Raw genomic sequence first — 26571 nt, forward strand, 5'->3', positions numbered from 1 at the left:
TTACTTCTCCCCCTTTCGATATCCGTGCGTAAACGTGCGGTCGTACAGCTTCGAACGGTAGCCGCGCTCATGAATATGGGGATCGAGCGCCCAACCGGCCAACATGATCGCGTGTTTCGTCACACCATGGCGCCGCATATCGTCAGCCATTGTGGCAACGGTGGAACGAATCACGACTTCATCCGGCCATGTCGCCTTATAGACGATCGCGACAGGCGTATCACCGCTCCAGCCCGCTTCAAGGAGCGCCGCGCTTACTTTTTTGGCAAGCGTCGCGCTTAAAAAAAGAACGAGCGTGCAATGATGCTGCGCCAGCTCCTGCAATTTCTCAAGCGGCGGCATCGGCGTCCGCCCCTCGGCGCGGGTGAAAATGACCGTCTGCGTCAATTCCGGAACGGTGAGCTCCGCCTGCACGGCGGCCGCGGCGGCAAACGCCGAACTGACGCCGGGGACGATTTCCACTTCAATTCCTTCTTCTTTCAACAAGGCGATTTGCTCAAGCGTCGCCCCGTAAATCGATGGATCACCGGTATGGACGCGCACGACAAGCCGTCCTTGTTTCACTTGCTCCGCCATTGCCGCGACCATTTCTTCTAAATGCATGCCGGCAGTATGGAAAACGTCAGCATCCGGCTTCCGGTAGCGCTCGATCAATTCCGCGCTCACTAGCGAGTCTGTGTAAAAAATGGCGTCGGCAGCAGCGAGAAGCTCGGCGCCGCGAACCGTGATCAAATCCGGCGCTCCCGGCCCCGCTCCTACGATATACAGCTTCACTTTCTCACCACCATCAATGTCAAATATTCGAGCTCCGCTCCGTCGAGCTCCTCGACCTTCCACACGACTTCCTCGCCGGACGTCACTTTCGTCACAACAGCGGCGCGATGAAGCAAATCGAGTTCCCGCAACAGACGAACCAGCAAATCGATCACTTTCGCCACTTTAAAAAAGACAACGCAATCGTGACGAAGAAGCACTGCTTTCATCGCCTCAACATCGTCGCGGGCGGGCACGATCGCCACAGTTTCATCACCATCCGCCAGCGGCAGACGGAGCCTAGCGGCAGCAGCGTTGGCCGAACTGACGCCGGGGACGACTTCAATCGGCGCTTCCGGATAGCGGTTCTCCATCACGTGCATCAAATGAATGAACGTGCTGTACAACAGCGGATCGCCTTCGGTCACAAACGCGACATCGCGCCCGGCCGACAGCTCCGCCCAAATGGCGTCCGCCGCCTCGTTCCACTTCGGCTCAAGCACGGCTCGGTCTTTTGTCATCGGAAAATGCAGGCCGAGCCGCCGTTTTTCCTCTGGCGCAAAATACGCATCAATAATTTGTTCCGCATAGCTTTTGCTTTGCCGCCCTTTTTTTGGATAGGCGATGACATCCGCTTCTTTTAGGCGGCGGTATGCTTTCACCGTCATGAGCTCCGGATCGCCCGGGCCAACACCGATGCCGTACAACGTGCCGGTCATTCGTCTCCCTCCCGCTTGGCTGTCATGATATACACCGGATTGAGCGCCTCAAAGCGCGTCAACTCTAAAATGGGCTTGCTTCGCGACACTTGCGCGAGCGTGATGTCCACATGAAACCCGCGTTCGCCGAGCTCGCGGCCCGCTTCAGCAAGCGTCTCAACCGTTGCCGCGTTGATCACGATGCGTCCATTTTTCTTCAGCCGTTTCGCACAGACGTCCAACAACGGCGACATCGCGCCTGACGTGCCGCCGATAAAGATGGCATCCGGGTCGGCAAACTCATCGAGACGATCGGGCGCCCTGCCGTGCACAAGCGTGATGTCAACGCGGAATTTGCGCAAGTTTTGCCGGCAAATCTCAAGGTCGCATTCATTTTTTTCAATCGCAAACACCGCCCCGTCGCGGGCGATTTTCGCCGCTTCAATCGCGACCGAACCGGTGCACGTCCCAATGTCCCAGACGACGCTGTCCGGGCGCAAGCGCAAGGCGCTTACGCTTAAGACGCGAATTTCTTTCTTTGTAATCAGCCCTTTGTCCGGCTTGCGTTGGAAAAATTCATCATCGTCAATGCCGAGCGGCCAAACCGGACCGGGAGCGGTTTGCCGCAAAATGACTATATTTAATGGAAGAAACTCGGTTTCTGCCATTTCTTCTAGCTTGAAAAACCGGCATCGCTCGTTCGGCCCGCCGAGCTCCTCGCCGACAAACGCCTCATATTCCGTCATGCCGTACTCGAGCAAATAGCGGGCGATGGCGGCCGGCGAGTTCGTCTCATCGGTTAAGATGGCGACTTTGCGCCGCCCGTCGATCCGCTGAGCCAAGCCGGTGAGCGGCCGGCCATGGACGCTGACAAACGCCGCGTCTTGCCAGGACTCGCCCATTTTCGCAAACGCCCATTGCACCGAGCTGACGGCGGGATACACGTCGATCGGCAATTTGCCGGCCAAATAGCTGCCGATGCCGTAAAAGAGCGGATCGCCGGAAGCAAGCACGACCGTGTTGCGCGTCTCATGGCGGAGCCGCTCCACCAGCTCCGCCAGTCCGCGGCGGATGACCATCGTTTCTCCTTTGTATTCAGGAAACATCGCCAGCTGCCGTTCGCCGCCGACAAGCAGCTCGCTTTCATCAATCCAGCGTCGATACAGCTCCGGAAGACTTGCTTGCCCATCAGCACCGACACCGATCAACTTCATCGTCCCCATCGGTCTGCACCGCCTTTCCTAATCGTTGTCCGTTCATTGTGTAAATGGACGTCGCCACCGTCAGACCGCCTCCCACTTCGTGAAGCGCCGCCTGGCAGCACGCTTCGCACAACAGCTCGAAAAACTTCGTGCAACCAGCCTCTTGCATCATGTCGCCCACTTGCGCCGCCGTATTCGCGCCGCGCACCGCAGCCACCAGTTCTGGACAAGCACCTGCCTGCTCGGCGATGGCAGCCAAAAAGCCAAAGTCGACCGGGGCGCTTTTCGAGTGCACCATCATCACTCCTTGAGCGACTTTCGAAAATTTCCCCATCATCCCGACCATCGACACCATCTTGATGCCAAGCCGTTTGCATTGTTTCAGCGTAAAGCCGACAAAATCGCCCATTTCGATAAACGCTTCTTCCGGCAAATGCGGATATTCTTGCATGGCGTATTTCTCGCTCCGCCCCCCGGTCGTGATGACAACATGGCGGCAGCCGTTCGCTTTCGCCACTTGAAGCGCCTGCACGATGCTCGCCCGGTAGGCGGCGGTGGAGAACGGAACGACGATACCGCGCGTCCCCAAAATCGAAATGCCGCCAATGATGCCTAGTCTCGGGTTCAACGTTTTTTTGGCGATTTCCTCGCCGCCGGGCACAGAAATGACGACCTTCACCCCGCGATGTAGACCGTATTGCGCCAGCACTTCGTTGACTGCTTCGCGGATCATTTGCCGCGGCACTGGATTGATCGCCGCTTCCCCGACCGGCACCGGCAGCCCCGGTTTCGTGACGCGTCCGACCCCTTCACCGCCGTCGATATGAACGCCCGGCGACGAGGCCCACGAGACAGTGGAAACGATGAGCGCGCCGTGCGTCGCATCTGGGTCATCGCCGCCATCCTTCACGACCGAGGCCGTCGCCGTTTCGCCATCGAACGAACAAGAGGCGAGCGAAAATGTCACCACCCGCCCGATCGGAAGCCGGATCGTCGCCTCCGCCTGCACTTGTCCAGTGATGAGCGCCGTGAGCGCGGCTTTCGTGGCCGCTGTCGCGCACGATCCGGTCGTATACCCTTCACGCAGCGTTTTTTTCGTTTCCATCGTTCGTCACGCTCGCTCGGCGAGCAGCGATAAAGCATTCAAGGCGGCGACAGTCACGGTGCTTCCTCCTTTGCGGCCGCGGTTGGTGATGAACGGCACATCGAGCTTCGCCAATTCTTCTTTCGATTCCGCCGCCGAGACGAATCCGACCGGCAAGCCGATCACCAATCCCGGCCGCGCCTCTCCTTCTTTGATGAGGCGAATGAGCTCCAATAACGCTGTCGGAGCGTTGCCGATGGCAAAAATGCCGCCTTCCGCTTCTTTCACCGCTTTGCGCATCGCCACAATCGCCCTCGTCGTATTCAACCGTTTCGCTTCAGCGATCACGTCTTCATCAGAAATATAGACCCGCACCGCGCTGCCGAACTTCGCAAGCCGCGCTTGATTGACGCCGGCTTGCACCATTTGCACATCGACGACGACGAGCTTGCCGCTGCGAATGGCGTCAATGCCTGAGCGGATCGCATCCGGGTGGAAAATGAGGCTTTTGCCCAGCTCAAAATCAGCCGATGCATGGATGACGCGCTGAACAATTCGATATTGTTCTTCCGTAAATGAATGTTCCCCAATTTCCTCATCAATGATTTGAAAGCTGCGCGCTTCAATTTGTTCCGGCTGCACCGTCGCCGGACGAAATGTTGTATGGAAGTCCATTCCAATTCTCTCCTTTCTTCCTTTGATCGCTTGCATGAGCGGCCGCTAGAAGCCCATTCCTTCCATCCGTGCGCTTCGCTTCCCGCATGAAGGCAACAAGCTCAGACGCATGGGACGCCATTGGCGCGAAAAACGTTTTGCTGTTTTTTCTGAAAACACGTTTTACACGGTTGGAAGTGGCGCATGTTGCTTCAACGCATCGAGCACGCCGGCAAAATCGTGATGCACGATGCCGTATGACAACCGTGGGCGGCGGATGACGATGACATCGATGCCGAGCTCCTCGGCGGCAGCGATTTTCTCATCGACAAACCCGACCTTGCCGCTTTCTTTCGTGACGACGACCGTGACGCCGAAATGGCGGTATAGCGCCCGATCGAGCTCTTTCGTAAACGGCCCTTGCATCATGACGATCTGCTCTTGGGAAAACCCAAGCCGCTCGCATTTGTCGAGATTGTCTTTCCGCGGCAGCATCCGCGCAATCACCTTGACGTCCGGGCGCCCGAGCAGCTTGGCGGCGAAAATGTCGATCGTTTTGCTGCCGGTCGTCAGCATCACGACGCCGCCTTTTTCCGCCGCCAAGTCAGCCGCTTCTTCATAGCTGTCGACAAATGTCACCTTCTCGGATGAAAACGAAGACGCCTGCCGCTCGTAGCGAATGTAGGGCAACCCGGCGTCTGCTGCCGCTTGCATGGCGTTTTTTGACGCCTCTTCAGCAAATGGATGGCTCGCGTCCACAATCGCTTTGGCCCCCTCGGCTTTGGCCAGATCGGCAAGCTGGGACGCATCCAAGCGGCCGACATAGGCGCGAATGCCGGCCGATCGGAGCTGTTCGGCCGCGTGATCGGTGACGACCGTCGCGGTTACGTTATAGCCGGCTTGTTGGATCATCACCGCCAATTCGCGGGCATCGCTTGTTCCAGCTAACAATAAAATCATCGGACGCTTCCTCCTTCAATGATGGTGATGATGATGGTGATGATGGGCGGCGTGCAGCCGATATTGACAGATGTCGCAATTCATCGCCACCGTTTGGCCGAGCACCTCGTTGAGGCGGTCAAGCACGATCTCCTCAAGCTTCGGATGAAATCCAAAATAGCCGGCAAGCGCAAACGAGATATGCGAGTGCTCAGCTTGGTATTGCGCCACTTGCTGCTCAAGCCGCTTAATCAGGATGCCGGTGAATAAAAAATACGGAAGAACAACGATCCTCCTAGCTCCGAGCATGAGACAGCGGCGGACAGCGTCATCAAGCGACGGCGTCGTCACGCCCATAAACGCCGGCTCGATGAGCGCATAGCCGGTCTGTTCCCAAAAGAGACGGGCGATTTTATACAAGTCGCTGTTCGCATCCGGATCGCTCCCGCCACGGCCAAGCAAAATGACCGCTGTTCCGTCGTCGGGCTGCTCCGGCCGCTCGCCGATTTCTTGCAATCGTTCGCGCAAAATAGCAAATGTCTGCTCATGGACGCCGATGGGGCGGCCGTAGCGGAACACCATATGCGGATAGCGCGCTTTGGCCTCATCGATTTCCGCCGGGATATGCAGCTTCGAATGCCCGGCCGGCAATAAAATAAGCGGAATGACCGCCACTTCCATTGCCCCGGCTTCGGCGCAGCGTTCGATTCCTTCGCTGATCGACGGACGGCCAAATTCTAAAAAACTTGTTTCAATATGAAACGAATCGCGCAAACGCGGCCGCAGGCGGTCGACAAACTGCCGCACTTGCTCGTTCCCTTCCGGGTCGCGGCTGCCATGGCCGACAAACAAAATGGATCTCATGTTCGTTCTCCCTCTCTTTCGTGTCGCTCAATCTGACGGTTACTCGCCGCATGCCGGCGTTTCGATCATCGCCGCCGTCTTGGCTTCTTCATGCGAAAAACGGCCGATTTGTTTCACGCGGGCAAAAAATTTATGAAACCGTTCGTTCGGATGAGCGTGTTCTTTGTACTGCGCGATGATGTCCGCCACAACCGCCACAATCTCTTCCGGCGGAATGCCTTCCGCTACGAGCCGGCCGGGATGGGCGTTGCGGCCGACCGTTTTCCCGCCCAAAAACAAGTCAAACTTCCCTTTCCGGTACACAAGCCCAATGTCTTCGCGCACCGCGCCGTAGCACGCCATCCCGCAGCCGTTGATGCCAAGCTTCAACTTTTTTGGCAGCGCCATGCCCCCAAATCGCCGCGCCAATTCCTCTGCATATGGAATAGCGTCTTTTTTCTCCCCATCGCAAAAATCACATGCCTTCACCGTCAGCACATCACCGACCGGCATCACGATCAGCCCGGCGTCAACGAGACGCGCCACAAGCCCATCTGGGTCCTCTGTCAACCGTTCGATTTTCATATAATGATCCGGTGTGTAGGTCATTTTTCCATCCATCCCTACCACTTCCGCAAGCACGATGAGCTGTTCCGGGGTGAACTGTTTATTGGCCACGCCCGGGCTCACCGCCGCTTCCAACAACACGGCCGCCGTCTTTCTTGTTTTCCGTCTCTCTAAAGCGGCCAGCGCGTCTTCAGCTGTTTCTTTCACCCGTTTTGGCGCGGCGGTCGGCTGCCGTTCCGCTGTTTTTGCCAGCGGCGCGGCAAGCGTCGGCAAAACGGCAGCCGGCGGCGTTGGCTCGGCCTCCTTCGTGGCCGCGGCAACAGACGACGGTCGAACCGCGGTGGCCAAGGCGGTGAAAGCACGATCCTTCTGGTTGTCCCCGGCGAGGACAGCCGCTTCGGACGTCCCTGATGCCCCCGTGCTTCCTTCGTCCTCATCTTCCAGCGGTTTCGTCTGGTCAAGCGCCCACGGCTCCGCTTCTTTGCGCAGCCGTTCATGCGGTTTAAGCGGCTGGACGGCGGCTGCTAGTTGATACTTGCGCTGGTAGCCTCGCGGCGTGATCATCACGCCGTCATGGACGAATGTCGTTGAGTTGCCGATAATCACCGTCGTCAACATGCCGATCTCATGGTCAAGCATATGCGCCAAGTCGGTGAGAACGATATGCTGCCGCTCGCGGTACGCGCTTTTTACCAGACCGACCGGGGTTTCCGGAGACCGATGGCGGAGCAGGATGCGCTGTGCTTCCACAATCTGTCTAGTGCGCCGTCCGCTTTTCGGGTTGTAAAGCGCGATGACAAAATCGGCCGCGGCGGCGGCGTCAATCCGCTTTTCAATCAGCTCCCACGGCGTCAAATGGTCGCTCAAGCTGATCGTACACGCATCGTGCATAATCGGTGCGCCAAGCAGCGCGGCGCACGAATGGATCGCGGAAATGCCGGGGATGACTTCGACTTCAATCGAGCTGTCTTTCGTCCACCCTTTTTCGATCAGCACTTCATACACGAGCCCGGCCATGCCGTACAACCCGGCGTCACCGCTTGAAATGACGGCGACCGTTTTGCCGCGCTCCGCCCATTTCACCGCCGCTTGGGCGCGGCTCACTTCTTCCGTCATGCCAGTGCTGATGATTTCCTTTCCGACAATCAGATCGCGCACAAGTTCGATGTACGTTTTGTAGCCAATGATGACGTCGCTTTCTTCAATCGCTTCCCGAGCCCGTTTCGTCATATGGTCGACGCTTCCCGGGCCAAAGCCGACAATGAGCAGTTTGCCGTTCATCATCATTCCCTCCTTTGCTGATTGAGGAAAAAAGTTCACTTTTCACCAATTAATCCCCTAGAGCCCCAAACCTTCTGCAACGGTTTCGGCGCGGATCCCTCCCCATTTATTGGGCAAGGCATCGGGGCACGGTCTTTTCCTCCGGCCGCCACGCTTGCCAAAGCCGCACAAACAGCGGAACATCCAAACGAACATCCAAAAGCCGTTGGCGATCGGCGAACACGTCCTCCGGCGCCCCTTGCATCACGATGCGCCCTTCGTGCATGACGGCGACGACATCCGCCCACTGCCAGACAAAATCCATATCATGCGTGGCAATTAACACGGTCGTCCCCGCTCGATGAATCGCCTCGATTTGCTCAAGAAACTGCTTTGTCTGGTGCTGATCCAAGTAGGCGGTCGGCTCGTCAAGCACGAGCAAATCCGGCTTCGTCGCCATGGCGCAGCAAAGCGTCAGCCATTTTTTCTGCCCGAGGCTGAGTTGGTGGGTCGGACGGTCCAACCAGGAATGGAGCTTGTATTCTTCTACAATCGAGGCGAGCGCTTCTCCCATTTTGTCCATATCCATTCCAGCATGGGCGAGGCTGATCGCCAATTCATCGCGCACGAGCGGCGCAAGAATTTGATGCTCCGGATTTTGAAAGACGATGCCGACTTCACGCCTCCATTGCGCCCAATCGGCGCCGCGTTCATACATGTTGCGCCCTTTCCAATACACCGTTCCTTCTTGCGCCCGCAATAGCCCATTCAAATGAAGAAACAGCGTCGTTTTGCCGCATCCGTTTGGCCCAATGAGCACACATTTTTTTCGCTCCACAATCTCCCAATCAACCCCATTGAGCACATCGCGTGTCGAATCATATGCATACCGCACTTGTTCCATCCGCAACAGCAAATCTCTCTCATCCTTTCCACCATTCCAAACCGAGCAACAGCATCACCATCACGACGCCGGCTGTGATGTCGGCAAGGTGCATATTCGTTTTCAGCGGTTGATGTGTATACACAACCGAAGTCATTCCCCCACGGGCAGCAAGCGAACGGCTGAACGCTTCATACGATTGCCACGCTTTTATCCATAATTGATACATGAGCATCCCCCCGTGCCGCCAATGCGTTCCCCCATTGCGGGCACGCAACGCCAACATCAGCTCAGCCGCCGCCTGCTCCAATAAAAAGATGAAGCGATACATGAGAAAACAAAGTTCAACCAACGCTGCCGGGAGACGCATCCTCCGCAGCACGGCAAACAACTCCGGCGCCGGGGTCGTAATGAGCACAAAAAACAGACAAGACCATGCGGCCAGTGAACGAATGGCCAGCTGAGCAGCTGGTTGCAGCTGACTGTCAACGATCGAGAACTGAAAGGGAAAGGACACAGACACGACCAACGTCAACAGGCTAAGCCCTAAAAAGATGCAGGCGGCCAACATCGCTTTTCCATACAAGGAAAACGGCACCCCCGCACGGCCGATAATCCAGTACGCCATCCCGCCAAGCACGAGCCATTGCTCGCGCCAGCCGCCGATCATGACGACAAAAAGCATGGCGAGAGCCATCAGTAATTTCCATTCCGCCCGCCATGTGCGAAGCCGGTTGTCATACGCCCAACGATCAAACTCGCGAATCATGGCTGTTCTCCCGCTCCGACCGCCCTTTGTACAACCCAACGACATAGCCAATCACGCCAGCGCCAAGCGCGGCTTGCAACGAGAACAACAGCGTTTCGACTTCGCCGCCCGGCAGGGTAAAAATCGATTCAAACCACGGACGATAATGCGGGTTGATCGCTTGAATGGCTTTTTCGGCTTGGTCGTCCGTTCCGCCGAACGCTGACCCGCGCGCCCACCAAAGCGGCACTACGATCGACAAAGCGGCAAGCAATAACAACAAACGATTTTTCTTCATGTCCTCATGCCCCCTTTTCCTTTTGGAACAACGGAGAGGCTTGATACGAAGCAAGCCAGTTCCAGACGATCACCGTTAAAATGCCCTCGGTTACCGCCAGCGGCACTTGAGTGATAGCAAAAATGCCAGCAAATTTCCCAAACGAAGCCATCACCCCGCCATCAGGCGCCGGAAACGCCAAAGCAAGCTGCAGCGAGGTCGTGACATACGTTACCAAGTCAGATAAGCAAGCAGCAAGAAACAACGAGACTCGCTGGGACAACAAGCTTTTCCGTCCCAACCGATAAATGATATAAGCGACAAACGGTCCAACGACCGCCATTGACATGGCATTGGCTCCTAATGTCGTCAATCCTCCATGAGCGAGCAGTAGCGCTTGAAAAAGAAGGACAATCGTGCCGATTACCACCATCACCCACGGTCCAAACAAAACGGAGCCAAATCCGATCCCAGTCGGATGAGAGCTGCTGCCGGTGACCGATGGGATTTTGAGCGCCGATAGCACAAATGTAAACGCACCAGCCAGCGCCATAAGAAGCTTTTGTTCCGGATGTTGTTTCAAGGTGCGGACAAGCCGGCGCAAGCCAAGCACGAAAAACGGCAAAAACAACAGCCACCAAAAGAGCGCCCATCTGACTGGCAGAAAGCCTTCCATAATGTGCATGGCATATGCTTCCTGTTCACTGGTCATCCAAAAATACGCGACGAATAAAGCGACGATGCTGCTCCACCGGATGATCTTTTTCATTTATCCGCTCGCTCCTTTCTCGACATGTTCGGTTTTTCGTTTTCCGCTTGGCGCCTCTCGTTCACCGTCTGGCGTCAACACCAACGCGTCTTCGTATTCATACGTCGCCCACGCGCGAAGCGGCTCGCCGTTTTGCAAATGGCGTTGGACGACCTCTTTTGCCTTCTCCGGTGTCATCAACCGGTACCAGACGCCATCCGGGTAGACGATCATCACACACGCATCTTGACAGCGTCCGTTGCAGCGCGTCCTTGTTGTATGGACAGCGTCGTCAAGCCCAAGGCGGGCGATCTCCTCACGCACCGCGGTTGTCACGTCATCCCCTCCATGGCGAAGGCACGTCCCTCCGTTGCAAATGAGCACATGATGCTTCATTCCCCGCAAATCCCACGTCGCCACCAAATCCCCCCTTTTGCTAGAATGGTAGAATGAAATGCGGCAGACGGACGGTTTTTCGACAAAAGAAAAAGCACCTCTACAGCAGAGGTGCAGAAAAATGTATACGAAAGGCGTAAACGGCCCAAACAGGGCCCCTGAAGCCGTCATTCTCCCGCACGTCTGCCTATAGTCCCGTAGGCATCCGTCCGATCCAAACAAGGCAGGTCTCCTGACTTAGGATCATCGCTTGGCGGCGTCTTCCCGAAGCATCCTTCAGTGACTTGTTGCCGCAAAGCTCCCCATCACAGTGGCGGGCACCGTGCCGGATTTTCACCGGGCTTCCCTTTTCACCCAAGCCCTTAAGCAGGCTTAGGCACCTTGTTTGTTTCTCGCCTATTGATCTTGTCATGGAACAAGCATCCGTTTTCATCGTAGTACAACTTGATGGCGGCCGTCAACCGTTTTTTGCCGACAAATCTTTGTTGGCGACGACAACGCCGTCCGCATCGGCGTACACGTACGCCCCTGGCTCCCAGCGGACGCCGCCAAACTCGAGCGCAACGTCGCGAGAGCCTTTTCCCTCTTTTTTGCTTTTCACCGGGCATGTGCCGATCGCCATCACTCCAATCGGCATGGCGCCAATTTCCGCTGAATCGCGGATGCAGCCGTGGATGATGACGCCAGCAAGCCCCCTCTCGCAGGCGATTTGCGCCAACCGGTCGCCTAATAACGCCACGCGGCGCGAGCCTTTTCCATCAACCACGAGCACCGTACCCGGCGGCACCGTCTCGAGCGCTTCACGGACAAGGACGTTGTCTTCAAACACATCGACCGTCGCGATCGGCCCGGAAAACATCCGTTTTCCGCCGTACGATTGGAACGGCAACTCGCATACTTGCAACTCGTCTAAAAATTGATCGCATAAATCGGCTGTTTTCATTGTCGCTCTCCCCTTTCATGTTTTGCATTCGCCGTCATTCGCCAAAATCCTTCTGCCTCAGCAGTTTTTTGTCGACGATCTTTCATTCGAACGACTGACACGAACGCGGCGATGTGAACCAAACCATTGTGTGGCCGTCAATCGCTTCGATGTATTCCACCGCTCGCATTGAAACTATAAAAAACGGCCCCGCGCCGATATATGGCGGAGACCGTTTTCACCGGCCCAAAGCCCCTCCGGTTTGACCAGACGTTCAGCTGGGCTATATAGATGCAACGAAATCGTTTAACATATCCTTGACGGAAAAGTGGCTCATCCATTTTTGACTGTCGAAGGCAAGCCACAGGCTTGCCTCCGTCACGCTAAGGCGTGACGGAAGACCGAACAACGACTCGCTTCACAGACCCATTCATGGGTCTGGAAGCGGTGTTGTTCGGTCACTCGACAGTCGGATGAAATGACCGGTAAAAACGAAAAATGTTAAAGCTTTAAATTGCATCTATATAGCTGGATTCGAACCAGCGCATCACGGAGTCAAAGTCCGTTGCCTTACCGCTTGGCTATAGCCCAACGTTTTGTTGTCGTTTACAGTATGCGGCATGATAACGCACTTTATGCATCAAACTGAATATCCCTTTGCTTGATGTGCGAAACTATCGGTACAAGCATCCTTTCCCCACTATATCACCTCGTTTTTCCCTCGCACTTGTTTTCCCGATATGATACTGGAAGGGGAGAGATGTATATGCGCCGGATCACGGTTTTTCGCTTCTATCTTTGCACATTGTTTTTGTTATCGTCGCCGATCGTCTTAGCGGCCGCGGCTGCCTGGCAGCCATCCAGCCAGCCGAAAACCGCCGTCATCGCCCACCGCGGCGCGTCCGGATACGCGCCGGAGCATACGCTCTCATCCTACCGCCTTGCCGCCCGCATGCAGGCGGACTATATCGAAGTCGATGTGCGCGCAGCCAAAGACGGGAAGCTCGTTGCTCTGCATGATGCGACGCTCGCCCGGACGACAAATGCCGAAACGGTCTACCCGCGCCGTGCTCCGTGGCGGGTAAATGATTTTTCGTTCGCTGAACTGAGGCGGCTGGATGCCGGTTCGTGGTTTCATCCACGCTTTGCCGGCCAGCGCATCCCGACGCTTGATGAGGTGATTCAGATGCTGAAAGCGGAGCGTGTGGAAGCCCCGTTGTACATCGAAACGAAACAGCCCGGCATCGAAGAGGCGGTCGTCCATCTATTGAAAAAACACGGTTTCCTGCAACAGCGCCGCGTCATGTTTCAATCGTTCCACCCGGAAAGCTTGCAAGCGCTCCGGCCGCTCATCCCGCACGGCATTCAGCTCATTCAATTGGTCGGCGAAAAGGAAGCGCACAGCGGCGGCGACGAGCTGCTGCAACAAATCGCCGTCTATGCCGATGGCATCGGCTTGCCGCTTTCGGCCGTCACCGAAGAGTGGGTGCGCGCCGCCCATCGCCGCGGGCTCATGGTCCACGTCTATACCGCCAACGCTCGGCACGATCTGGAGCGCCTATGCGCCATGGGCGTTGACGGCCTGTTCACCGATTATCCAGACCGCCCTGGCCGCATTGCCGCCTGCCGTCGTCTGCCCCGCCATTGACCGGCCTTCAGGGAGCCAGGGGGAGCTTATTGTTCACATAATGTTATTATGGTTAATAAAAACGAAAATCGTTCCCATTTGACCCGATTCGGTGTATCATTTGAGAAAAAGGAGGCCAGATCGGCGGGCCGCCATCGGTCCGCCTTTTCGCCAAGCCTCCCGTCCCCAACGCCTGTTGCCTTCGTCACGGCTTCGGAAACTGAAACGACAATTTCTTCTCGTTTTCATCCCAAACGAGTATGGCGTCAAACGTTTTCCCGCCTTTTTTAAACCCTTTTATGACATTTGTTTTCCCTTGCGCCAGCAGCTTTTTCACATTCGCCGCCGAAATCGACTTGCCGAGAATGCGTTTGGAGATCGTAAACGAGCATTTTGTTTTCACGTACTGGTCGCAGCCGTACAACGTTCCTTTGTCGATGACGGTCCCGCGGCAAAGCGGGCACGGCCCAAGCTTCTCGCCCATCGTTTTTTTCTTCCTTGTCCGCTGGATCGAGGCGGTGTCAACCCCTCTGAAATTCCAATTCGGCGCGGCGGCGATGGCGTCAACGACCACTTTTTGCGCCAACTTTTTCACCTGTTCCATAAAGGCGGCGGGCGAGGCGCTCCCTTCGCCGATTTCGCTTAAGCGCTGCTCCCATTTCGCCGTCATTTCCGGCGAGGCGAGGATCGTGCCGCCAAGCGCCTCGATCAACACTTTCGCCTTGTCGGTCGCGTACACGAGGTTCTTTTTCACTTCAATATACTTCCGCTCTTTCAGCATGGTAATGATCGCCGCCCTTGTTGCTTCCGTGCCCAGCCCTTCCGTTTTGGCGAGCACTTTTTCCAGTTCCTCATCTTCCAAAAATTTTCCCGCCGTTTTCATCAAGGTGATGAGTTCGCCTTCTGTATACCGTTTCGGCGGCTCGGTCTTCCCTTCTTTCACCTTTACAGCGGCCGCTTTCCCCGCCTCCCCTCGCTCAAGGGGAGGAAGCGCAGCATCTTTCTCCTCCTCATGCGGGCGGATGACCGCGCGCCATCCTTCCTCGACGACCTGCCTTCCTTTCGAAACGAAGCGAGCCCGACCGTCAACGAGCGTCGTGACGGTCGTATAATCGATGACCGCCGCCCGGTGGTGGGCGGCAATCAAGCGGCGGACGACCAAATCATACACCTTCCGCTCGTCGTCCGACAGCTTCTCCGGGGCAACAACTTGTTCAGTCGGGATGATCGCGTAGTGGTCGGTGACTTTTTTCTCGTTTACATAACGTTTATTCTGTAAAATCGACGGCTGCGGCAGCGGAAAATAAGAAGCGTACGCTGGAAACGATGACAATTTTTGAAAAATGGCAGGGAACGTTTCCGCTTCCCCTTTCGTCACATGCATCGAATCGGAACGAGGATACGAAACGATCCCTTTTTGGTAGAGCGATTGCAGCACATCAAGCGTCTTTTTCGGCGAGAAGCGGTACAGCTTGTTCGCTGTCGCCTGCAGCGTCGATAAGTTGAACAACAGGGGCGGCTGATACGTTTTCCGCTCCGTGCGGACGTCGGCGACTTCCGCTCGTTTTCCTTGGCAAAAGGCAGCGATCTTTTTCGCCATCTCCTCGTCCTTGAGACGTGTTTGGCCGTTTTCATCCGTCCATTTTCCTTCATAGCGCTTATCGCCGATGACAAACGAAGCGACGACTTCCCAAAACGGTTCAGGGCGGAACTGCTCAATTTCCCGCTCACGCCGGACGATCAGCGCCAATGTCGGCGTCTGCACGCGTCCGACGGAAAACACATCATTCATCCCGCGCTCTTTCAGCAAGAGGCTGTACACGCGCGAGGCGTTCATGCCGACGAGCCAATCAGCGCAGGCGCGGGCGTACGCTTCCTCATAGAGCGGGCGCGTCGTCTGCTCATCAAGCAAACGGCAAAACCCTTCCTCAATCGCCTTCGGGGTCAATGATGACAGCCAAAGCCGCTTGATCGGCTTGTTGACGCCGCTCATGCGGATCACGTTGCGCACAATGAGCTCCCCTTCGCGCCCCGCGTCGCCGGCATGGATGATTTCCGTCACTTCCGGCTTTCGCAACAGTTCCTTGACCACTTGAAACTGTTTCGCCTTCGCTTTTTCGATCTCATACTCGAACCGTTCCGGGATGATCGGCAACGTGTTGAGCGTCCACCGTTTCCACTCGGGGCGGTACCGCTCAGGAGCTGCGAGCTGGAACAAATGCCCGATCGCCCATGTCATATACGCCCCGTCGGGAAACAAGTCATTGGGCAAAATTTCGATATAGCCTTGCCGTTTTTTCGTCCGAAAAATCGAGGCGAGCGTCGCCCCTTGGTCCGGCTTTTCCGCGATAATGACTTTCATCGTCCTTTCCCCTTACGGCACATCATGCCCCATGGAGCTTTGCAAAATGGCGAACCATTGCTCGCGGGAAAGCGACAAAGACAGCGCCCGCACCGCCCGCTCGATGCGTTCTTGTTTCCCCGAGCCGACAATCGGCATCATCCGCGCTGGATGAACGAGGAGCCACGCGTACAACACTTCGTCGATCGTCTCAGCGCCCACCTCACCCCGCACTTGTTCAAGCGTCCCGCGCAGCCGCACCGCCCGGTCATCGTCAGCGGAAAAAATCGCTCCACCGGCGAGCGGCGACCATACCATTGGCGGAATGCGCTTCTCAAGGCAAAGGTCAACTGTGCCGTCTTCAAGATTTTCCAACCGATACGCCGATACTTCGATTTGGTTGGTCACGAGCGGAAACGGCAAATACGACTGAAGCATTTCCCACTGCGAACGTTTAAAGTTCGAGACGCCGAAATAGCGCACTTTTCCGTCCTGTTTCAGCTTCAAAAACGCCTCGGCCACCTCTTCTGGATTCATGAACGGATCCGGACGATGGATGAGCAAGACATCGATATAATCCGTGCGGAAATTGGCGAGCGACTGCTCGACCGAGGCGATGATATGGGTTTTGCTTGTATCATATAATTTCATCCCGTATTTTGACGGCAACTTGATGCCGCATTTCGTCACGATCTCGATCTGACCGCGCAAGCTTGGCTTTAACGCCAGCGCTTCGCCAAAGCGCGATTCACACGTGTAGTCGCCGTAAATATCAGCATGGTCAAACGTCGTAATGCCGCGCTCAAGACAAAATTCAATGAGCGACAGCAGCTGCTCGGGCGAATAGCCCCAGTCCGCAAGCCGCCAACAGCCGTGAATGAGGCGGGAAAAAGTCAAATCGTCCGCTAAACGGATTCGTTCCATTGATCGTCTCCCTTTCTTTTTTTGGTTTTGGCTAAAATCGTTCCGCTTGCGCATACTACCAACAAGAGGAAAAAACGGAAAGGACGTGATGATATGAAGCGCTGGCTTCTTGGGCTCGCCGCCGTGCTTCTTTTGGCCTTCCCATGGCCGACATCAGCCGCCGAAACTGCATACGAATGGAATGTAACCGACATTTACCCATCCGAACACGAATGGATGCGCGACTACAAGGCGGTGAAAAACGCCTTGCCGAAACTGGCGGCGTTTGAAGGGAAGCTTGACGATGCGAAGACGATCGCCAAACTGTTCGCCCTAAACGAACAAACGGCCCGCAAGCTCGAAAAACTGTCGCTTTACGCCCATTTAAAACGCGATATCAACATTGAAGATGAAACGGCGGCCCGGCTCGGGGCAAAAGTGGAAGCGCTCACCGCCCAATATGCGGCGAAAACAGCGTTTATCGAGCCGGAACTGCTCGCCCTCCCAAAGCGGACGCTCAGGAAGCTCCAAAAAAGCAAACCGCTGAAAGCGTACCGCTATTACTTCCATGAGTTGCGCGAGCAAAAGCCGCATACGCTCACGAAACGCGAAGAACAGCTGCTCGCGAAACTATCGCCGGCGCTCGGCGAAGCGGAGAACATTTATGACCACGCCGCCCGCGGCGATTACGAGCCGCCATCTGTCAAGATGCCGAACGGAAAGACGGTGACATTGACCGACGACCAATACGCCGCCATGCTCGAGCACCCGGACCGCCGCTATCGAAAGGCGGCGTTTGAAGCGAAAGCCAAAAGTTATGAAGCCATGGAACAAACCGCAGCCGCGACGCTGTATGCCTCGGTCAAAGCGGATGAATTGTATGCGAACGTGCGCCGCTATCCATCCGGCCTTGCCGCCGCGCTGGCCGCCGATGACGTACCAAAGGAAGTGTTCGATCACTTGATCGCCGCCACTCGCCGCCACTTGCCGGCGCTTCACCGCTATGTCGAACTGCGGCGGCGCGCGCTCGGGCTTGACCGCGTCCATAGCTATGACTTGTACGTGCCGCTCGTCGGCGAAACAATGAAACCGATTCCGGTCGAAACGGCGAAGACGCTCATAGTGGAAGGACTCAAGCCGCTCGGCGCCGACTATATCAAACAGGTGCACCGAGCGTTTCAAGAACGATGGCTTGATGTCTTCCCGCGCCCGAAAAAATATACCGGCGGCTACAACACGGGAGCGTATGACACCCATCCGTTCATCTTGCTCAATTACAACGGTTCGCTCGACAGCGTATTGACGATGGCCCACGAGCTTGGGCACGCCATGCATTCCGTATACACGAACCGCGCGCAGCCGTACCATTATTCCGGCCATTCGATTTTCACCGCCGAAGTCGCCTCGACCGCGAACGAATGGCTCATGCTCGATTATTTGTACAAACAGGCGAAAACAAAAGAAGAAAAACTCCGCCTGCTCATCGAACAAATCGAGCAAATCCGCGGCACGTTGTACACGCAAGTGATGTATTCCGAATTTGAACGGATGATTCATGACAAAGTGCGCCAAGGCGGCAGTCTGACAGCGGACGAACTGAACCATCTTTGGCTTGGCCTGCTGAAAACGTATTACGGCCCGGCGTACGCCGCCGAACCCGGCGCCGCGCACGGCTGGCTGCGCATCCCGCATTTTTATGACGCCTTTTATGTATACAAATATGCCACTTCGCTCGCGGCGTCGTACACCATTGTGAGCGACATCCAAACCGATACAAGCGGCAAGGCGGTGAAGCGGTACAAACAATTTTTGCGCTCCGGCGCATCCGATGATCCGATCCGTCTGCTCAAGCGAGCCGGAGTGGATATGACAAGCCCCGAACCGATCGAGCGGGTCTTAGGTCATTTCGCCGAACTCGTTGACGAACTCGATCGACAGCTGCCAAGCCAAAACCGTCAGCGGTCTACATGAAAGAGGTGTCCCGCGCCGTTCGGGACACCTTTGTTATTGCGGCGGAAAAAAGAATATCGCTTTGCGCTGCAACGCGCCGGACCGGTTAAGGCGGTCGATCGCGCGCAAAGCGACACCATGCGCTTGCCCCGCAGCCAAGGCGGTTATTCACTTAAAGATGCGCCTGCAATTTTTTCTTTCACCTTGCGGATGTTTTCCATCTTATTGTCCCAGCACGCTTGGCTCAAATCGACGGGATATTGCTCGGGATTGAGCGTCCGTTTGTACTCCTCCCAAAACAAGCGCAAGCTTTCTTTCGCATACGCTTGAATGTCCGGAAGCGGGGGCGACGTATACACCAGCCGGCCGTTGTCGAAGATCGTCACATGCAAATCACGCGCTTCGAAATTGGTGACGAATTTGCTGATGAACGTGTACACCGGATGGAACATTTTCAGCCGCTCTTCTTGCTGCGGTTTTTCGCTCTCTAAGGCGATGTAGTCGCCTTCCGCTTTATGGTTGATTTTGTTGACGATGCGGTACACCCGCTTCAGCCCCGGCGTCGTCACTTTTTCCGGATTGCCGCTGATTTTGATCGTATCGACCATCTCACCGCGTTCGTTTTCGATCGCCACCATTTTGTACACGGCGCCGAGCGCCGGCTGATCGTACGCCGTAATGAGCTTTGTGCCGATCCCCCACACATCGATTTTCGCCCCTTGCGACTTCAAGTTTAAAATCGTATCTTCATCCAAATCGTTCGAGGCGAAAATTTTCGCGTTCGGAAATCCGGCTTCATCGAGCATTTTCCGCGCTTCCTTCGACAAATAGGCGAGATCGCCGCTGTCGATGCGGATGCCGATAAAGTTGATTTGGTCGCCCAGCTCCTTCGCGACGCGAATGGCGTTTGGCACCCCGGACTTCAACGTATCGTACGTATCGACGAGAAATACGCAGTCTTTATGACGGCGTGCATACTTCAAAAAGGCGGTGTATTCATCCTGATACGCTTGAATCATCGAATGGGCGTGTGTTCCGGCGACCGGAATGCCAAACAGCTTCCCGGCGCGCACGTTCGATGTCGCCTCAATCCCGCCGATATACGCTGCGCGCGCCCCCCAAAGCGCCGCATCCATCTCCTGCGCCCGCCGGCTGCCGAACTCCAAAGCCGGTTCGTCCCCGAGAATATGCTTAATGCGCGACGCTTTCGTGGCGATGAGCGTCTGGAAATTGATAATGTTTAAAATAGCCGTTTCGATGAGCTGCGCCTCGGCGAGCGGCGCCTCGATGCGCATAATCGGTTCGTTGGCAAACACCACTTCCCCTTCGCGCATCGAACGGACCGTGCCGGTGAAGCGAAGCGTCCGCAAATAGTCTAAAAAGTCGTCGCGGTAACCAAGTTCTTGGCGCAAATAGTCGATGTCGCTGTCAGAAAATCGGAACTGTTGCAAAAACTGAATGACGCGCTCCAACCCAGCGAACACCGCATAGCCGTTGCCAAACGGCAGCTTGCGGAAAAACACTTCAAACACAGCGCGGCGCTCATGCATACGATCTTCCCAATACGTCTCGACCATGTTGATTTGATATAAGTCCGTATGAAGCATCAAACTGTCATCGGCATATTTTTTCATGAATGTGCAACCTCCAACATACGAATGACTGCGCCGCCGAATGGAGAAAAAGAACGTTCATCGTCTATTCTATCATGTTTTCTCCATTATTCCACTATTTCTGCGCCTAGCGTATGGCGAAAATGGCGGAGCGCCCATTCGTGTCCCGCCGCGTCGAAGCTCGCGACCGCCCGCCGGTGGACGACGATGCGAAAGCCTTTGTTGTACGCATCAACCGCCGTATGGAGGACGCAAATATCGGTGCAGCAGCCGACCAAATGCACTTCCGTGATGCCTCTCTCACGCAATTTCAGCTCCAAATCGGTCCCGGCGAACGCGCTGTAGCGCGTTTTGTCCATCCAATAGACGTTGTCTTTATGCTTATTTGCTTGATACACCTCTTCGAGCTCCCCGTACAGCTTTCGTCCCTCCGTCCCTTCAATGTTATGCGGCGGAAACAGCTTCGTTTCCGGATGGTAGTGATCTCCCGCCACATGTTTGTCAATGGCGAAGACAACAAAATCTCCACGATCGATAAACTGTTTCGTCACCCGTACAAGTTCTTCTTCAATCGCCTGCCCCGGCTTCCCGCATGTGAGCGCGCCATCATCGGCGATAAAATCGACGGTGTAGTCGATGTTAATGAGCGCCTTGTTCATTCCCATTCACTCCCTTTTTCTCTTTTCCTCTATTTCTAAATTGGCCAGGTTGCTGTTTTTCCATCTCGCCACATCTTTTTGGGCTCTTCTACCATTATACCATAGCAATATGGACAGCAGACAAGACAACAAATCCCCTGCCTGCTGGAAGCGGACAGGGGATTGTCGATGTGGTTTTAGCTGTTTTCCGCCGTTTTCGCCGCTTTCAGCTGACTGCGCAAAATGAGCGACTGGATGATCGAGAAGCAGCCGCCAACCACCCAGTAAAGCGACAGCGCCGATGGGACGGAGCTGGCGCCGATAAAGATCATGACCGGCATGATGTACGACATCATCGCCATTTGCGGCATTTGTTCTTCGGCCATCGACGGCGAGAGGCGGAGCGAGATGAACGTTGTCAACGCCGCCAAAACGGGCAAAATGAAATACGGATCGCGGTGGCCAAGCTCGACCCATAGGAACGAGTGGGTTTTAATTTCTTGCGTCCGCGAAATCGCGTAATAAAGCGCCATAAAAATCGGCATTTGAATTAACACCGGCAGGCAGCCGCTCGCCGGATTGACGCCGTGCTTTTGGTACAGCTGCATCATTTCTTGCTGGAGCTTGCGCTGCGTTTCCGGGTCTTTGCTTTTATATTTTTCTTGCAGCTTCAACAATTCCGGGCGCAGCTTTTGCATGGCGAGTGATGCGCGGAACTGCTTCAAAATGAGCGGCAGCAAGCAAAAACGGACGATGAGCGTCAGCACGATAATGGCGATGCCGTAGTTGTCGCCAAACCAGTGCCCAAGCGTCAAAAGGAGCTTCGACATCGGGTAGACAAAATAATGGTTCCAAATGCCTTGGCTATGTTCATTGATCGGTTCGTTGCGGTTGCAGCCGGAAAGAAGCAAAACGGCGCCAAGCAGCACCAATACCCATTTTTTCATGAAAAGCCCTCCTTAAATATCATGTTGCAAAATCATGCCGTTTCATCATAAAGGAAAGGGCCTTCCATCCTCATCCGTTCGGCTTGTCCGTTCCCGAACGGGAATTTTCCGCCGCTGCGGCAAAAACAGCGGGCGCCATGGAAGCGCCGCTCGTTCGGCGCCTCCTCCCGCCTCCCGCTCGCGAACCGAGGCCAACGCCGGCTCGTAAAACAATGATTTCGCTGTCCGATGTGCGCCCATATACCCTTTCATGATGATCCATAACGCGCCGACAAGCGACATATACACAAGCAAATCAATAGGCGCTTCCATGCGTCCCGTCCACCCCCTTTTGCCCCGTCCATCTTCTCTTCTCATACAATAGCAAACTTTCCATCAAAAGAAAAGCAACATTGATCACATCTGCTCCAAGCGGTGAAATGCCGGCTCGTCAGCTGCCAACAGGGAGAGCTCTCCGCTTTCATCAGCCGAAAATGCCGCCTCAAGCTCTTGCTTCGCCTCATCGAAGCGCCCAAGCAAAGCGAGATAGCGGGCTCGTTCGTAGCGAAGTCGGGCATCTTTGGCCATATGGGCGCACCGTTCAATGGCAGCCAACGCCCGCTCAATGTGCCCTGCCGCTTCATAAGCAGCCGCGAGCTGCATATTCAGCTCTTCATCCTCAGGATACCAATCGGTGTAGCGCTCCCAAAGCGCCGCCGCTTCCTGATAGCGGCCCGTTTCCATATACTGTTCGCCAAGCAACATGAGCGCCTCACGGGCGAGCGGTTCTTCCGCCACGATCGCCTCCAGCTGCCGCTCGGCTTTCTCGTGCTGCCCTTCTTGAAGCCAAACGACCGCCTGCAACACGCGCAGTTCGACATCGTCCGGGCGCTCCGCCAGCAGCCGCTCCAGCCAGCGCTTCGCTTCCTCGCGTTTTCTTTCCTCATCGGCGGCCAATAAATATTCCACAAATTCCTGCGCCAAAGACGGATCCCAAACGCGGGCGAGCGCTTTGCGCCACGTTTTCACGGCGTCGCTGTCCAATTCCAGCGCGGCATATAAGCGGGCGAGCCGCCCATAGGCTTCCGCATCGCTGCGGTTGAGGCGAATCGCTTCGTCGTATAAATCGGTCACAATCGAAAACAAGACAACGGTGCCGACCCATTCTTTCGCTTTTATCCACCATCGCACCGGTGCGTCATGCTCCCCCTGCTCCTCGCCAAAATACGGGAGAAGAGCCGAGGCTGTGTTCCGATACATGACGCTTTTCGCCTCGCGGCTTGCCTTCAGCCGCTCGAGTCGATGGCGCAGCTTCCCTAAGCCGCGCATCGTTTTCGGAAAGAGAGCAACATACAACGGGTACAACGGTTCATCGTCAGGATGGCGCACCATCAACTGTTCGAGCAGTTTGACCGCCTCTTTTTGGCGTCCTTCCCCCATGAGCACCATCGCCCAATGGCGGAGCACTTCATGATGGTCCGGGTCAAGAGCAAGCGCCTTCTCGACCGCCGCCTTTTCTTGATCGCGGCGTCCGAGCGCTCCATAGACATATCCAAGGCTGTCGTAATACCACGCCTCCCCTGCATGCGGACGGGCGTCAGCCAAAGCCCGAAGAAGCGCTGAAGGCTCCGCGATCGCGGCAAGCTGCTCCATATCGACACGCTTCGGGGCAAGGCGGACCGCCTGAAGCAAATGCGTATGCTGCCGCTCTTCGTTTCCTTCTGCCTCATAGAGCGCAGCTAAGCGAAAATGGCAGAGGACAAACGATGGATCGACTTTGAGACACGCCTCATAATGTTGTTTCGCCTCTTCGTAGCGTCCAAGCGAGGCGCACAGCTCCGCCAGCCGGAAGAGTGAAAGCGGGTGGCCCATGGCGGCGGCTTCTCGGTAAAACGCCATGGCCTTGGACGGCCGGCCTTGCCGCTCATAAAGGACGCCGAGAGCGGAATGGGCCGAAGCGAGTTTCGGGCGAGCCGAGACAAGCTGTTTCAAAAACGCCCGGCCGCGTTCGAAAAGAGTCGGCGTTGTCAACAGCTCAAGATAAAACTCATACGCTTCTTCCGCATCAAACTCAGCAAGGCGCAGCCCTTCCTCCAACCACGACAGCGCCGTCTCGCGTCCTTCCTCCTCATCGGCGAAACCGTGGGCGATGAGCCATTTGCCTGCATTGAGCCAATATTCGCTGTTGTTGGCAAAACGGGTGTGCTGCTTGATTACATACCGGCGCGCCGCTTCCACATCCCCGCGCTCCGCGAGGGCGGCCGCCAAGCCTAGATGGGCAAACACGTCATCGCCGTCATGACGGATCGCCTCTTCGTAGCACGAAACCGCTTGTTCCGCCTCTCCTTCATCCATATATAGATCGCCAAGGCGGACGTAAAGCGGCGCCAAACGCCAAGCAACAGCCAGCCCCTCTTCCAGCACCGCTTTCGCTTTTTCCCGATCGCCGTCGTCATCATACAAGTCAGCCAACATCAAATACGGGTACGGTTCCTGCGGGTCGAGCGCTTTGGCGACGCAAAAGCCGCGTTCCGCCTTGCGCCGGCGGCCGAGCTCCCGATCGCAGCGGGCCCGCTCATACCAAAGCTGGGCATCCCGCCGTTCGCGGCGCACAAGACGATCAAACCAGGCGCGCGCTTCGGCGAACCGCTTCGCGTGGAACAAAAGCACACCGTGGTTCGTTTCGATAAACAAATCGCCCGGATACAGGCTGACCGCCACACGCGAAGAGATGAGCCCTTTTTCGATATGACCGGCGTACGCCGAGGCGAGTCCGAAATAGCTCCACACTTCCGGCTGGTCTGGGTCCAACTGGAGCGAGGTGCGAAAATAGCGTGCCGCCTCTTCGTAGCGGCTGGCAAAAAAGGCAATGCGGCCGCGCAAATAATGGTAAAGCGGGCTTTGCGCCTTTCCTTTCACCCGTTTGAGCACGTCTTCGGCCTTCTCCATTTCTTGCGTGTAGACGTACGCTTTCGCCGCCATCAGCAGCAAGTCGTTATGTTCGGGATACTCGCTCAAGACGCGCCCGGTGTAATCCAACACAAGCGGCTTCGCCTCATCGCTGCTAAAATGCTTCATGACATACAGCCATGTGTACGGGATGTGCTCATGCTTGCGCAAAAAGGCGACAAACACGGCGAAATGCGCCTGCTCGTCCTCATCCATCTTTTCGGCCAACGCATGCAATTCGCGGAAATAGCGGTCTTCCTCTTCGGGGAGCTCAGCGGCGAGCGCCGCTTTTTCCCGGGGAAGCGCCACAATCGACAAATAATGCGTCCCTGCATACCATTTGGCAAGCTCGTCCTCGGAAACAACAAACGGATCAAATAGATTCGGGTCTTGCACGTACAACGCCCCAAGCCGCTCGTCATAACCAAACAACACCTGCACGTGCGATGACTGTTCATAATCGACGCTTAACAGCACCGGAACGCCCTCATCAATCAGCCGCTTCCAACGAAGCGGCGAGCCGACGAAAAAGCGGCAAACAAAGCCAAGCTCTTCCAAATAATGAACCGTCGTCGACAATTTCGATCCGCGCACATCAAAAATATGTTGGGCCACTTCATCCTGCGTGCGGGGGGAGCCAAGCAATCGAAGCATCATTTCCAAACTCGCCGGCACGCAATAGTTATGCTTTTGCACGACCGGCACAAGCGGCAGCACCACCGACCGTTTCCTTTGCCGCCCAAGCGCTCGGGCGTACGGCGTTTTTTCAAGCTGCGGCTCCGCTTTCACAAGCGATTCAAGCTTCTCCCATTCGTCAAGCTGGTAATACAGTTCGGCGCGCAAATGGGCGAAATAACGGCGATGCATATGAAGCGGATTCAGGCGGTCAAGTTCATCCATCGCCGCGAGCGCCTCGCGGTAGGCGCGCACATCGCGCAAGCGGCGCACGCGCTCAGCGTAAAACGCCAGCACTTGCGGAAAACGCTGCCCTCCTTCCTCCAGAACGGCAAGCGCCTCGTGGTGGCGGCCATCGAGCGCACACAAATCGGCAAGAAGCAAATAGCACATGTCGCCGCGCTCCGGGTCGTCCAACCCAGCCCGGATCGCTTGTTCCGCTCGCTTCCGGTCGCCGGTTTCGATATAAAAATAGCCCCACTTGTCATGCATCGGCACCGTCTCATAGCGGGCAACCACATCCATCCATTCCCGCGCCTCATCGATCCGCTGCATATCCAATAAAGCGCGCACCAACGCAAACGCCGCCCGGGCGATCGATTCCCTCGGCTCCTCCACCCGGCCTTCGAGCGCTTCTGTAAGACGCGGGGTGAGCGCCTCTTCCACATCGAGCGGCCGGCGGTTCTCGAGCCACTCATCGCACACCCAAGCGAGCGTCTGCAGCGTGTTGAACTTCCGGTGGGCGTACCGCGCGACAAGCCCGCTATGCCGGTACATGAGCGCATAATCGAACAGGCGGATGAGCGCCTGAAACGGTCCCACGTTGTCCCATGCCCCGAGCAGCGGCCGCCACTGAAACGGGCCGGTCTTCTCAAGGTATGGCCGCACCTCGGCGAGGGCGTCGACGATTCGTTTTTCTTTCACAAGCGATGCGATCGTTGCTATTTTCATATAACGAAACTCCTTCATTTCATC

The 26571-nt window shown here is 56.0% G+C and carries 23 protein-coding genes, 1 tRNA gene and 1 riboswitch; of the genes, 2 read left to right on the forward strand and 22 right to left on the reverse strand.

The genetic code is table 11. The features are described from left to right. The 15 genes from cobM to GYMC52_RS08950 all read right to left on the reverse strand — a co-directional run bounded on the left by cobM (position 1) and on the right by GYMC52_RS08950 (position 12560). Positions 1-774: a precorrin-4 C(11)-methyltransferase gene (gene cobM / locus GYMC52_RS08880; protein ID WP_013523810.1), complete on the reverse strand. Its 774-nt coding sequence runs from the start codon at positions 772-774 to the stop codon at positions 1-3. Then, complete coding sequence (cobI, locus tag GYMC52_RS08885; protein ID WP_013523811.1) at positions 771-1472, reverse strand: precorrin-2 C(20)-methyltransferase; 702 nt, start codon at positions 1470-1472, stop codon at positions 771-773. Before cobI ends, cobM begins: the two co-directional genes overlap by 4 nt. After that, positions 1469-2674: a bifunctional cobalt-precorrin-7 (C(5))-methyltransferase/cobalt-precorrin-6B (C(15))-methyltransferase gene (locus GYMC52_RS08890; RefSeq protein ID WP_013523812.1), complete on the reverse strand. Its 1206-nt coding sequence runs from the start codon at positions 2672-2674 to the stop codon at positions 1469-1471. Before GYMC52_RS08890 ends, cobI begins: the two co-directional genes overlap by 4 nt. Continuing rightward, positions 2640-3758, reverse strand: a complete 1119-nt coding sequence (locus GYMC52_RS08895) for a cobalt-precorrin-5B (C(1))-methyltransferase (RefSeq protein ID WP_013523813.1) — start codon at positions 3756-3758, stop codon at positions 2640-2642. The genes GYMC52_RS08890 and GYMC52_RS08895 overlap by 35 nt, the downstream gene beginning before the upstream one ends. Before the next feature lie 6 nt (positions 3759-3764). After that, positions 3765-4412: a precorrin-8X methylmutase gene (locus GYMC52_RS08900; RefSeq protein WP_013523814.1), complete on the reverse strand. Its 648-nt coding sequence runs from the start codon at positions 4410-4412 to the stop codon at positions 3765-3767. Between the two features lie 162 nt (positions 4413-4574). After that, entirely contained in the window at positions 4575-5351 is a 777-nt protein-coding gene (gene cobK, locus GYMC52_RS08905; RefSeq protein WP_013523815.1) for a precorrin-6A reductase, read from the reverse strand. 15 nt (positions 5352-5366) lie between these two features. Continuing rightward, positions 5367-6194 carry a sirohydrochlorin chelatase gene (locus GYMC52_RS08910; RefSeq protein ID WP_013523816.1) on the reverse strand — a complete coding sequence of 276 codons (828 nt, stop codon included), beginning with the start codon at positions 6192-6194 and terminating at the stop codon, positions 5367-5369. A gap of 39 nt (positions 6195-6233) precedes the next feature. Beyond that, positions 6234-8021 (reverse strand): precorrin-3B C(17)-methyltransferase, encoded by a 1788-nt coding sequence (gene cobJ / locus GYMC52_RS08915; RefSeq protein ID WP_230982755.1) that lies wholly within the window; start codon positions 8019-8021, stop codon positions 6234-6236. 106 nt (positions 8022-8127) lie between these two features. Next, positions 8128-8916, reverse strand: coding sequence for an energy-coupling factor ABC transporter ATP-binding protein (locus GYMC52_RS08920; protein WP_013523818.1), 789 nt, complete (start codon positions 8914-8916; stop codon positions 8128-8130). A gap of 7 nt (positions 8917-8923) precedes the next feature. After that, entirely contained in the window at positions 8924-9652 is a 729-nt protein-coding gene (locus GYMC52_RS08925; protein ID WP_013523819.1) for an energy-coupling factor transporter transmembrane component T family protein, read from the reverse strand. Then, the gene (locus GYMC52_RS08930) at positions 9636-9929 is read right to left on the reverse strand and encodes an energy-coupling factor ABC transporter substrate-binding protein (protein ID WP_013523820.1); all 294 of its coding nucleotides are present in this window, start codon (positions 9927-9929) and stop codon (positions 9636-9638) included. The genes GYMC52_RS08925 and GYMC52_RS08930 overlap by 17 nt, the downstream gene beginning before the upstream one ends. A gap of 4 nt (positions 9930-9933) precedes the next feature. Beyond that, positions 9934-10677, reverse strand: a complete 744-nt coding sequence (locus GYMC52_RS08935; RefSeq protein WP_013523821.1) for an energy-coupling factor ABC transporter permease — start codon at positions 10675-10677, stop codon at positions 9934-9936. Then, positions 10678-11076 carry a (2Fe-2S) ferredoxin domain-containing protein gene (locus GYMC52_RS08940; protein WP_013523822.1) on the reverse strand — a complete coding sequence of 133 codons (399 nt, stop codon included), beginning with the start codon at positions 11074-11076 and terminating at the stop codon, positions 10678-10680. Positions 11077-11257: 181 nt separating this feature from the next. Next, positions 11258-11451: riboswitch (cobalamin riboswitch) on the reverse strand. Positions 11452-11509: 58 nt separating this feature from the next. Continuing rightward, positions 11510-11995, reverse strand: a complete 486-nt coding sequence (rraA, locus tag GYMC52_RS08945) for a ribonuclease E activity regulator RraA (RefSeq protein WP_013523823.1) — start codon at positions 11993-11995, stop codon at positions 11510-11512. Between the two features lie 497 nt (positions 11996-12492). Beyond that, positions 12493-12560 (reverse strand) — tRNA-Gln (locus tag GYMC52_RS08950). Positions 12561-12740: 180 nt separating this feature from the next. On the opposite strand from GYMC52_RS08950, the gene GYMC52_RS08955 reads away from it, so the two are divergent. After that, positions 12741-13622: a glycerophosphodiester phosphodiesterase family protein gene (locus GYMC52_RS08955; RefSeq protein ID WP_013523824.1), complete on the forward strand. Its 882-nt coding sequence runs from the start codon at positions 12741-12743 to the stop codon at positions 13620-13622. A gap of 184 nt (positions 13623-13806) precedes the next feature. Here the strand turns inward: GYMC52_RS08955 and GYMC52_RS08960 are convergent, their stop codons facing one another. Both GYMC52_RS08960 and GYMC52_RS08965 read right to left on the reverse strand, forming a co-directional pair. Next, the gene (locus GYMC52_RS08960) at positions 13807-15963 is read right to left on the reverse strand and encodes a DNA topoisomerase III (protein WP_013523825.1); all 2157 of its coding nucleotides are present in this window, start codon (positions 15961-15963) and stop codon (positions 13807-13809) included. Between the two features lie 12 nt (positions 15964-15975). Then, positions 15976-16866: an aldo/keto reductase gene (locus GYMC52_RS08965; protein WP_013145262.1), complete on the reverse strand. Its 891-nt coding sequence runs from the start codon at positions 16864-16866 to the stop codon at positions 15976-15978. A 93-nt stretch (positions 16867-16959) separates the two neighbouring features. Between GYMC52_RS08965 and pepF the strand changes: the two genes are divergently transcribed. After that, positions 16960-18816, forward strand: coding sequence for an oligoendopeptidase F (pepF, locus tag GYMC52_RS08970; RefSeq protein ID WP_013523826.1), 1857 nt, complete (start codon positions 16960-16962; stop codon positions 18814-18816). A 143-nt stretch (positions 18817-18959) separates the two neighbouring features. On the opposite strand, the gene GYMC52_RS08975 is transcribed toward pepF, so the two are convergent. The 5 genes from GYMC52_RS08975 to GYMC52_RS08995 form a co-directional block, all read right to left on the reverse strand. Next, positions 18960-20429, reverse strand: coding sequence for a nicotinate phosphoribosyltransferase (locus tag GYMC52_RS08975; RefSeq protein ID WP_013523827.1), 1470 nt, complete (start codon positions 20427-20429; stop codon positions 18960-18962). Positions 20430-20515: 86 nt separating this feature from the next. Next, positions 20516-21067, reverse strand: a complete 552-nt coding sequence (locus GYMC52_RS08980) for a cysteine hydrolase family protein (protein ID WP_013145259.1) — start codon at positions 21065-21067, stop codon at positions 20516-20518. A gap of 176 nt (positions 21068-21243) precedes the next feature. After that, the gene (gene yidC, locus GYMC52_RS08985; RefSeq protein WP_013145258.1) at positions 21244-21993 is read right to left on the reverse strand and encodes a membrane protein insertase YidC; all 750 of its coding nucleotides are present in this window, start codon (positions 21991-21993) and stop codon (positions 21244-21246) included. 45 nt (positions 21994-22038) lie between these two features. Next, the gene (locus GYMC52_RS08990; RefSeq protein ID WP_011231313.1) at positions 22039-22305 is read right to left on the reverse strand and encodes a hypothetical protein; all 267 of its coding nucleotides are present in this window, start codon (positions 22303-22305) and stop codon (positions 22039-22041) included. An 84-nt stretch (positions 22306-22389) separates the two neighbouring features. Further along, a complete protein-coding gene (locus GYMC52_RS08995) occupies positions 22390-26547 on the reverse strand; it encodes a bacteriocin-processing peptidase family protein (protein WP_013523828.1) in 4158 nt (1385 codons plus the stop codon). Positions 26548-26571 lie beyond the last annotated feature (24 nt).

Origin of the sequence: Geobacillus sp. Y412MC52, from assembly GCF_000174795.2 — a bacterium.
GTDB lineage: Bacteria > Bacillota > Bacilli > Bacillales > Anoxybacillaceae > Geobacillus > Geobacillus thermoleovorans.

Bases quoted from the DNA above. Each gene is read 5' to 3' on its own strand.
- GYMC52_RS08910 (WP_013523816.1), bottom strand. From the start codon at position 6,194: ATGAGATCCATTTTGTTTGTCGGCCATGGCAGCCGCGACCCGGAAGGG.
- rraA (WP_013523823.1), bottom strand. From the start codon at position 11,995: ATGAAAACAGCCGATTTATGCGATCAATTTTTAGACGAGTTGCAAGTA.
- GYMC52_RS08975 (WP_013523827.1), bottom strand. From the start codon at position 20,429: ATGAAAAAATATGCCGATGACAGTTTGATGCTTCATACGGACTTATAT.
- GYMC52_RS08900 (WP_013523814.1), bottom strand. From the start codon at position 4,412: ATGGACTTCCATACAACATTTCGTCCGGCGACGGTGCAGCCGGAACAA.
- cobK (WP_013523815.1), bottom strand. From the start codon at position 5,351: ATGATTTTATTGTTAGCTGGAACAAGCGATGCCCGCGAATTGGCGGTG.
- GYMC52_RS08890 (WP_013523812.1), bottom strand. From the start codon at position 2,674: ATGGGGACGATGAAGTTGATCGGTGTCGGTGCTGATGGGCAAGCAAGT.
- cobI (WP_013523811.1), bottom strand. From the start codon at position 1,472: ATGACCGGCACGTTGTACGGCATCGGTGTTGGCCCGGGCGATCCGGAG.
- GYMC52_RS08980 (WP_013145259.1), bottom strand. From the start codon at position 21,067: ATGAACAAGGCGCTCATTAACATCGACTACACCGTCGATTTTATCGCC.
- GYMC52_RS08935 (WP_013523821.1), bottom strand. From the start codon at position 10,677: ATGAAAAAGATCATCCGGTGGAGCAGCATCGTCGCTTTATTCGTCGCG.
- GYMC52_RS08895 (WP_013523813.1), bottom strand. From the start codon at position 3,758: ATGGAAACGAAAAAAACGCTGCGTGAAGGGTATACGACCGGATCGTGC.
- pepF (WP_013523826.1), top strand. From the start codon at position 16,960: ATGAAGCGCTGGCTTCTTGGGCTCGCCGCCGTGCTTCTTTTGGCCTTC.
- GYMC52_RS08990 (WP_011231313.1), bottom strand. From the start codon at position 22,305: ATGGAAGCGCCTATTGATTTGCTTGTGTATATGTCGCTTGTCGGCGCG.
- GYMC52_RS08965 (WP_013145262.1), bottom strand. From the start codon at position 16,866: ATGGAACGAATCCGTTTAGCGGACGATTTGACTTTTTCCCGCCTCATT.
- GYMC52_RS08960 (WP_013523825.1), bottom strand. From the start codon at position 15,963: ATGAAAGTCATTATCGCGGAAAAGCCGGACCAAGGGGCGACGCTCGCC.
- GYMC52_RS08995 (WP_013523828.1), bottom strand. From the start codon at position 26,547: ATGAAAATAGCAACGATCGCATCGCTTGTGAAAGAAAAACGAATCGTC.
- cobJ (WP_230982755.1), bottom strand. From the start codon at position 8,021: ATGAACGGCAAACTGCTCATTGTCGGCTTTGGCCCGGGAAGCGTCGAC.
- yidC (WP_013145258.1), bottom strand. From the start codon at position 21,993: ATGAAAAAATGGGTATTGGTGCTGCTTGGCGCCGTTTTGCTTCTTTCC.
- GYMC52_RS08955 (WP_013523824.1), top strand. From the start codon at position 12,741: ATGCGCCGGATCACGGTTTTTCGCTTCTATCTTTGCACATTGTTTTTG.
- GYMC52_RS08930 (WP_013523820.1), bottom strand. From the start codon at position 9,929: ATGAAGAAAAATCGTTTGTTGTTATTGCTTGCCGCTTTGTCGATCGTA.
- GYMC52_RS08925 (WP_013523819.1), bottom strand. From the start codon at position 9,652: ATGATTCGCGAGTTTGATCGTTGGGCGTATGACAACCGGCTTCGCACA.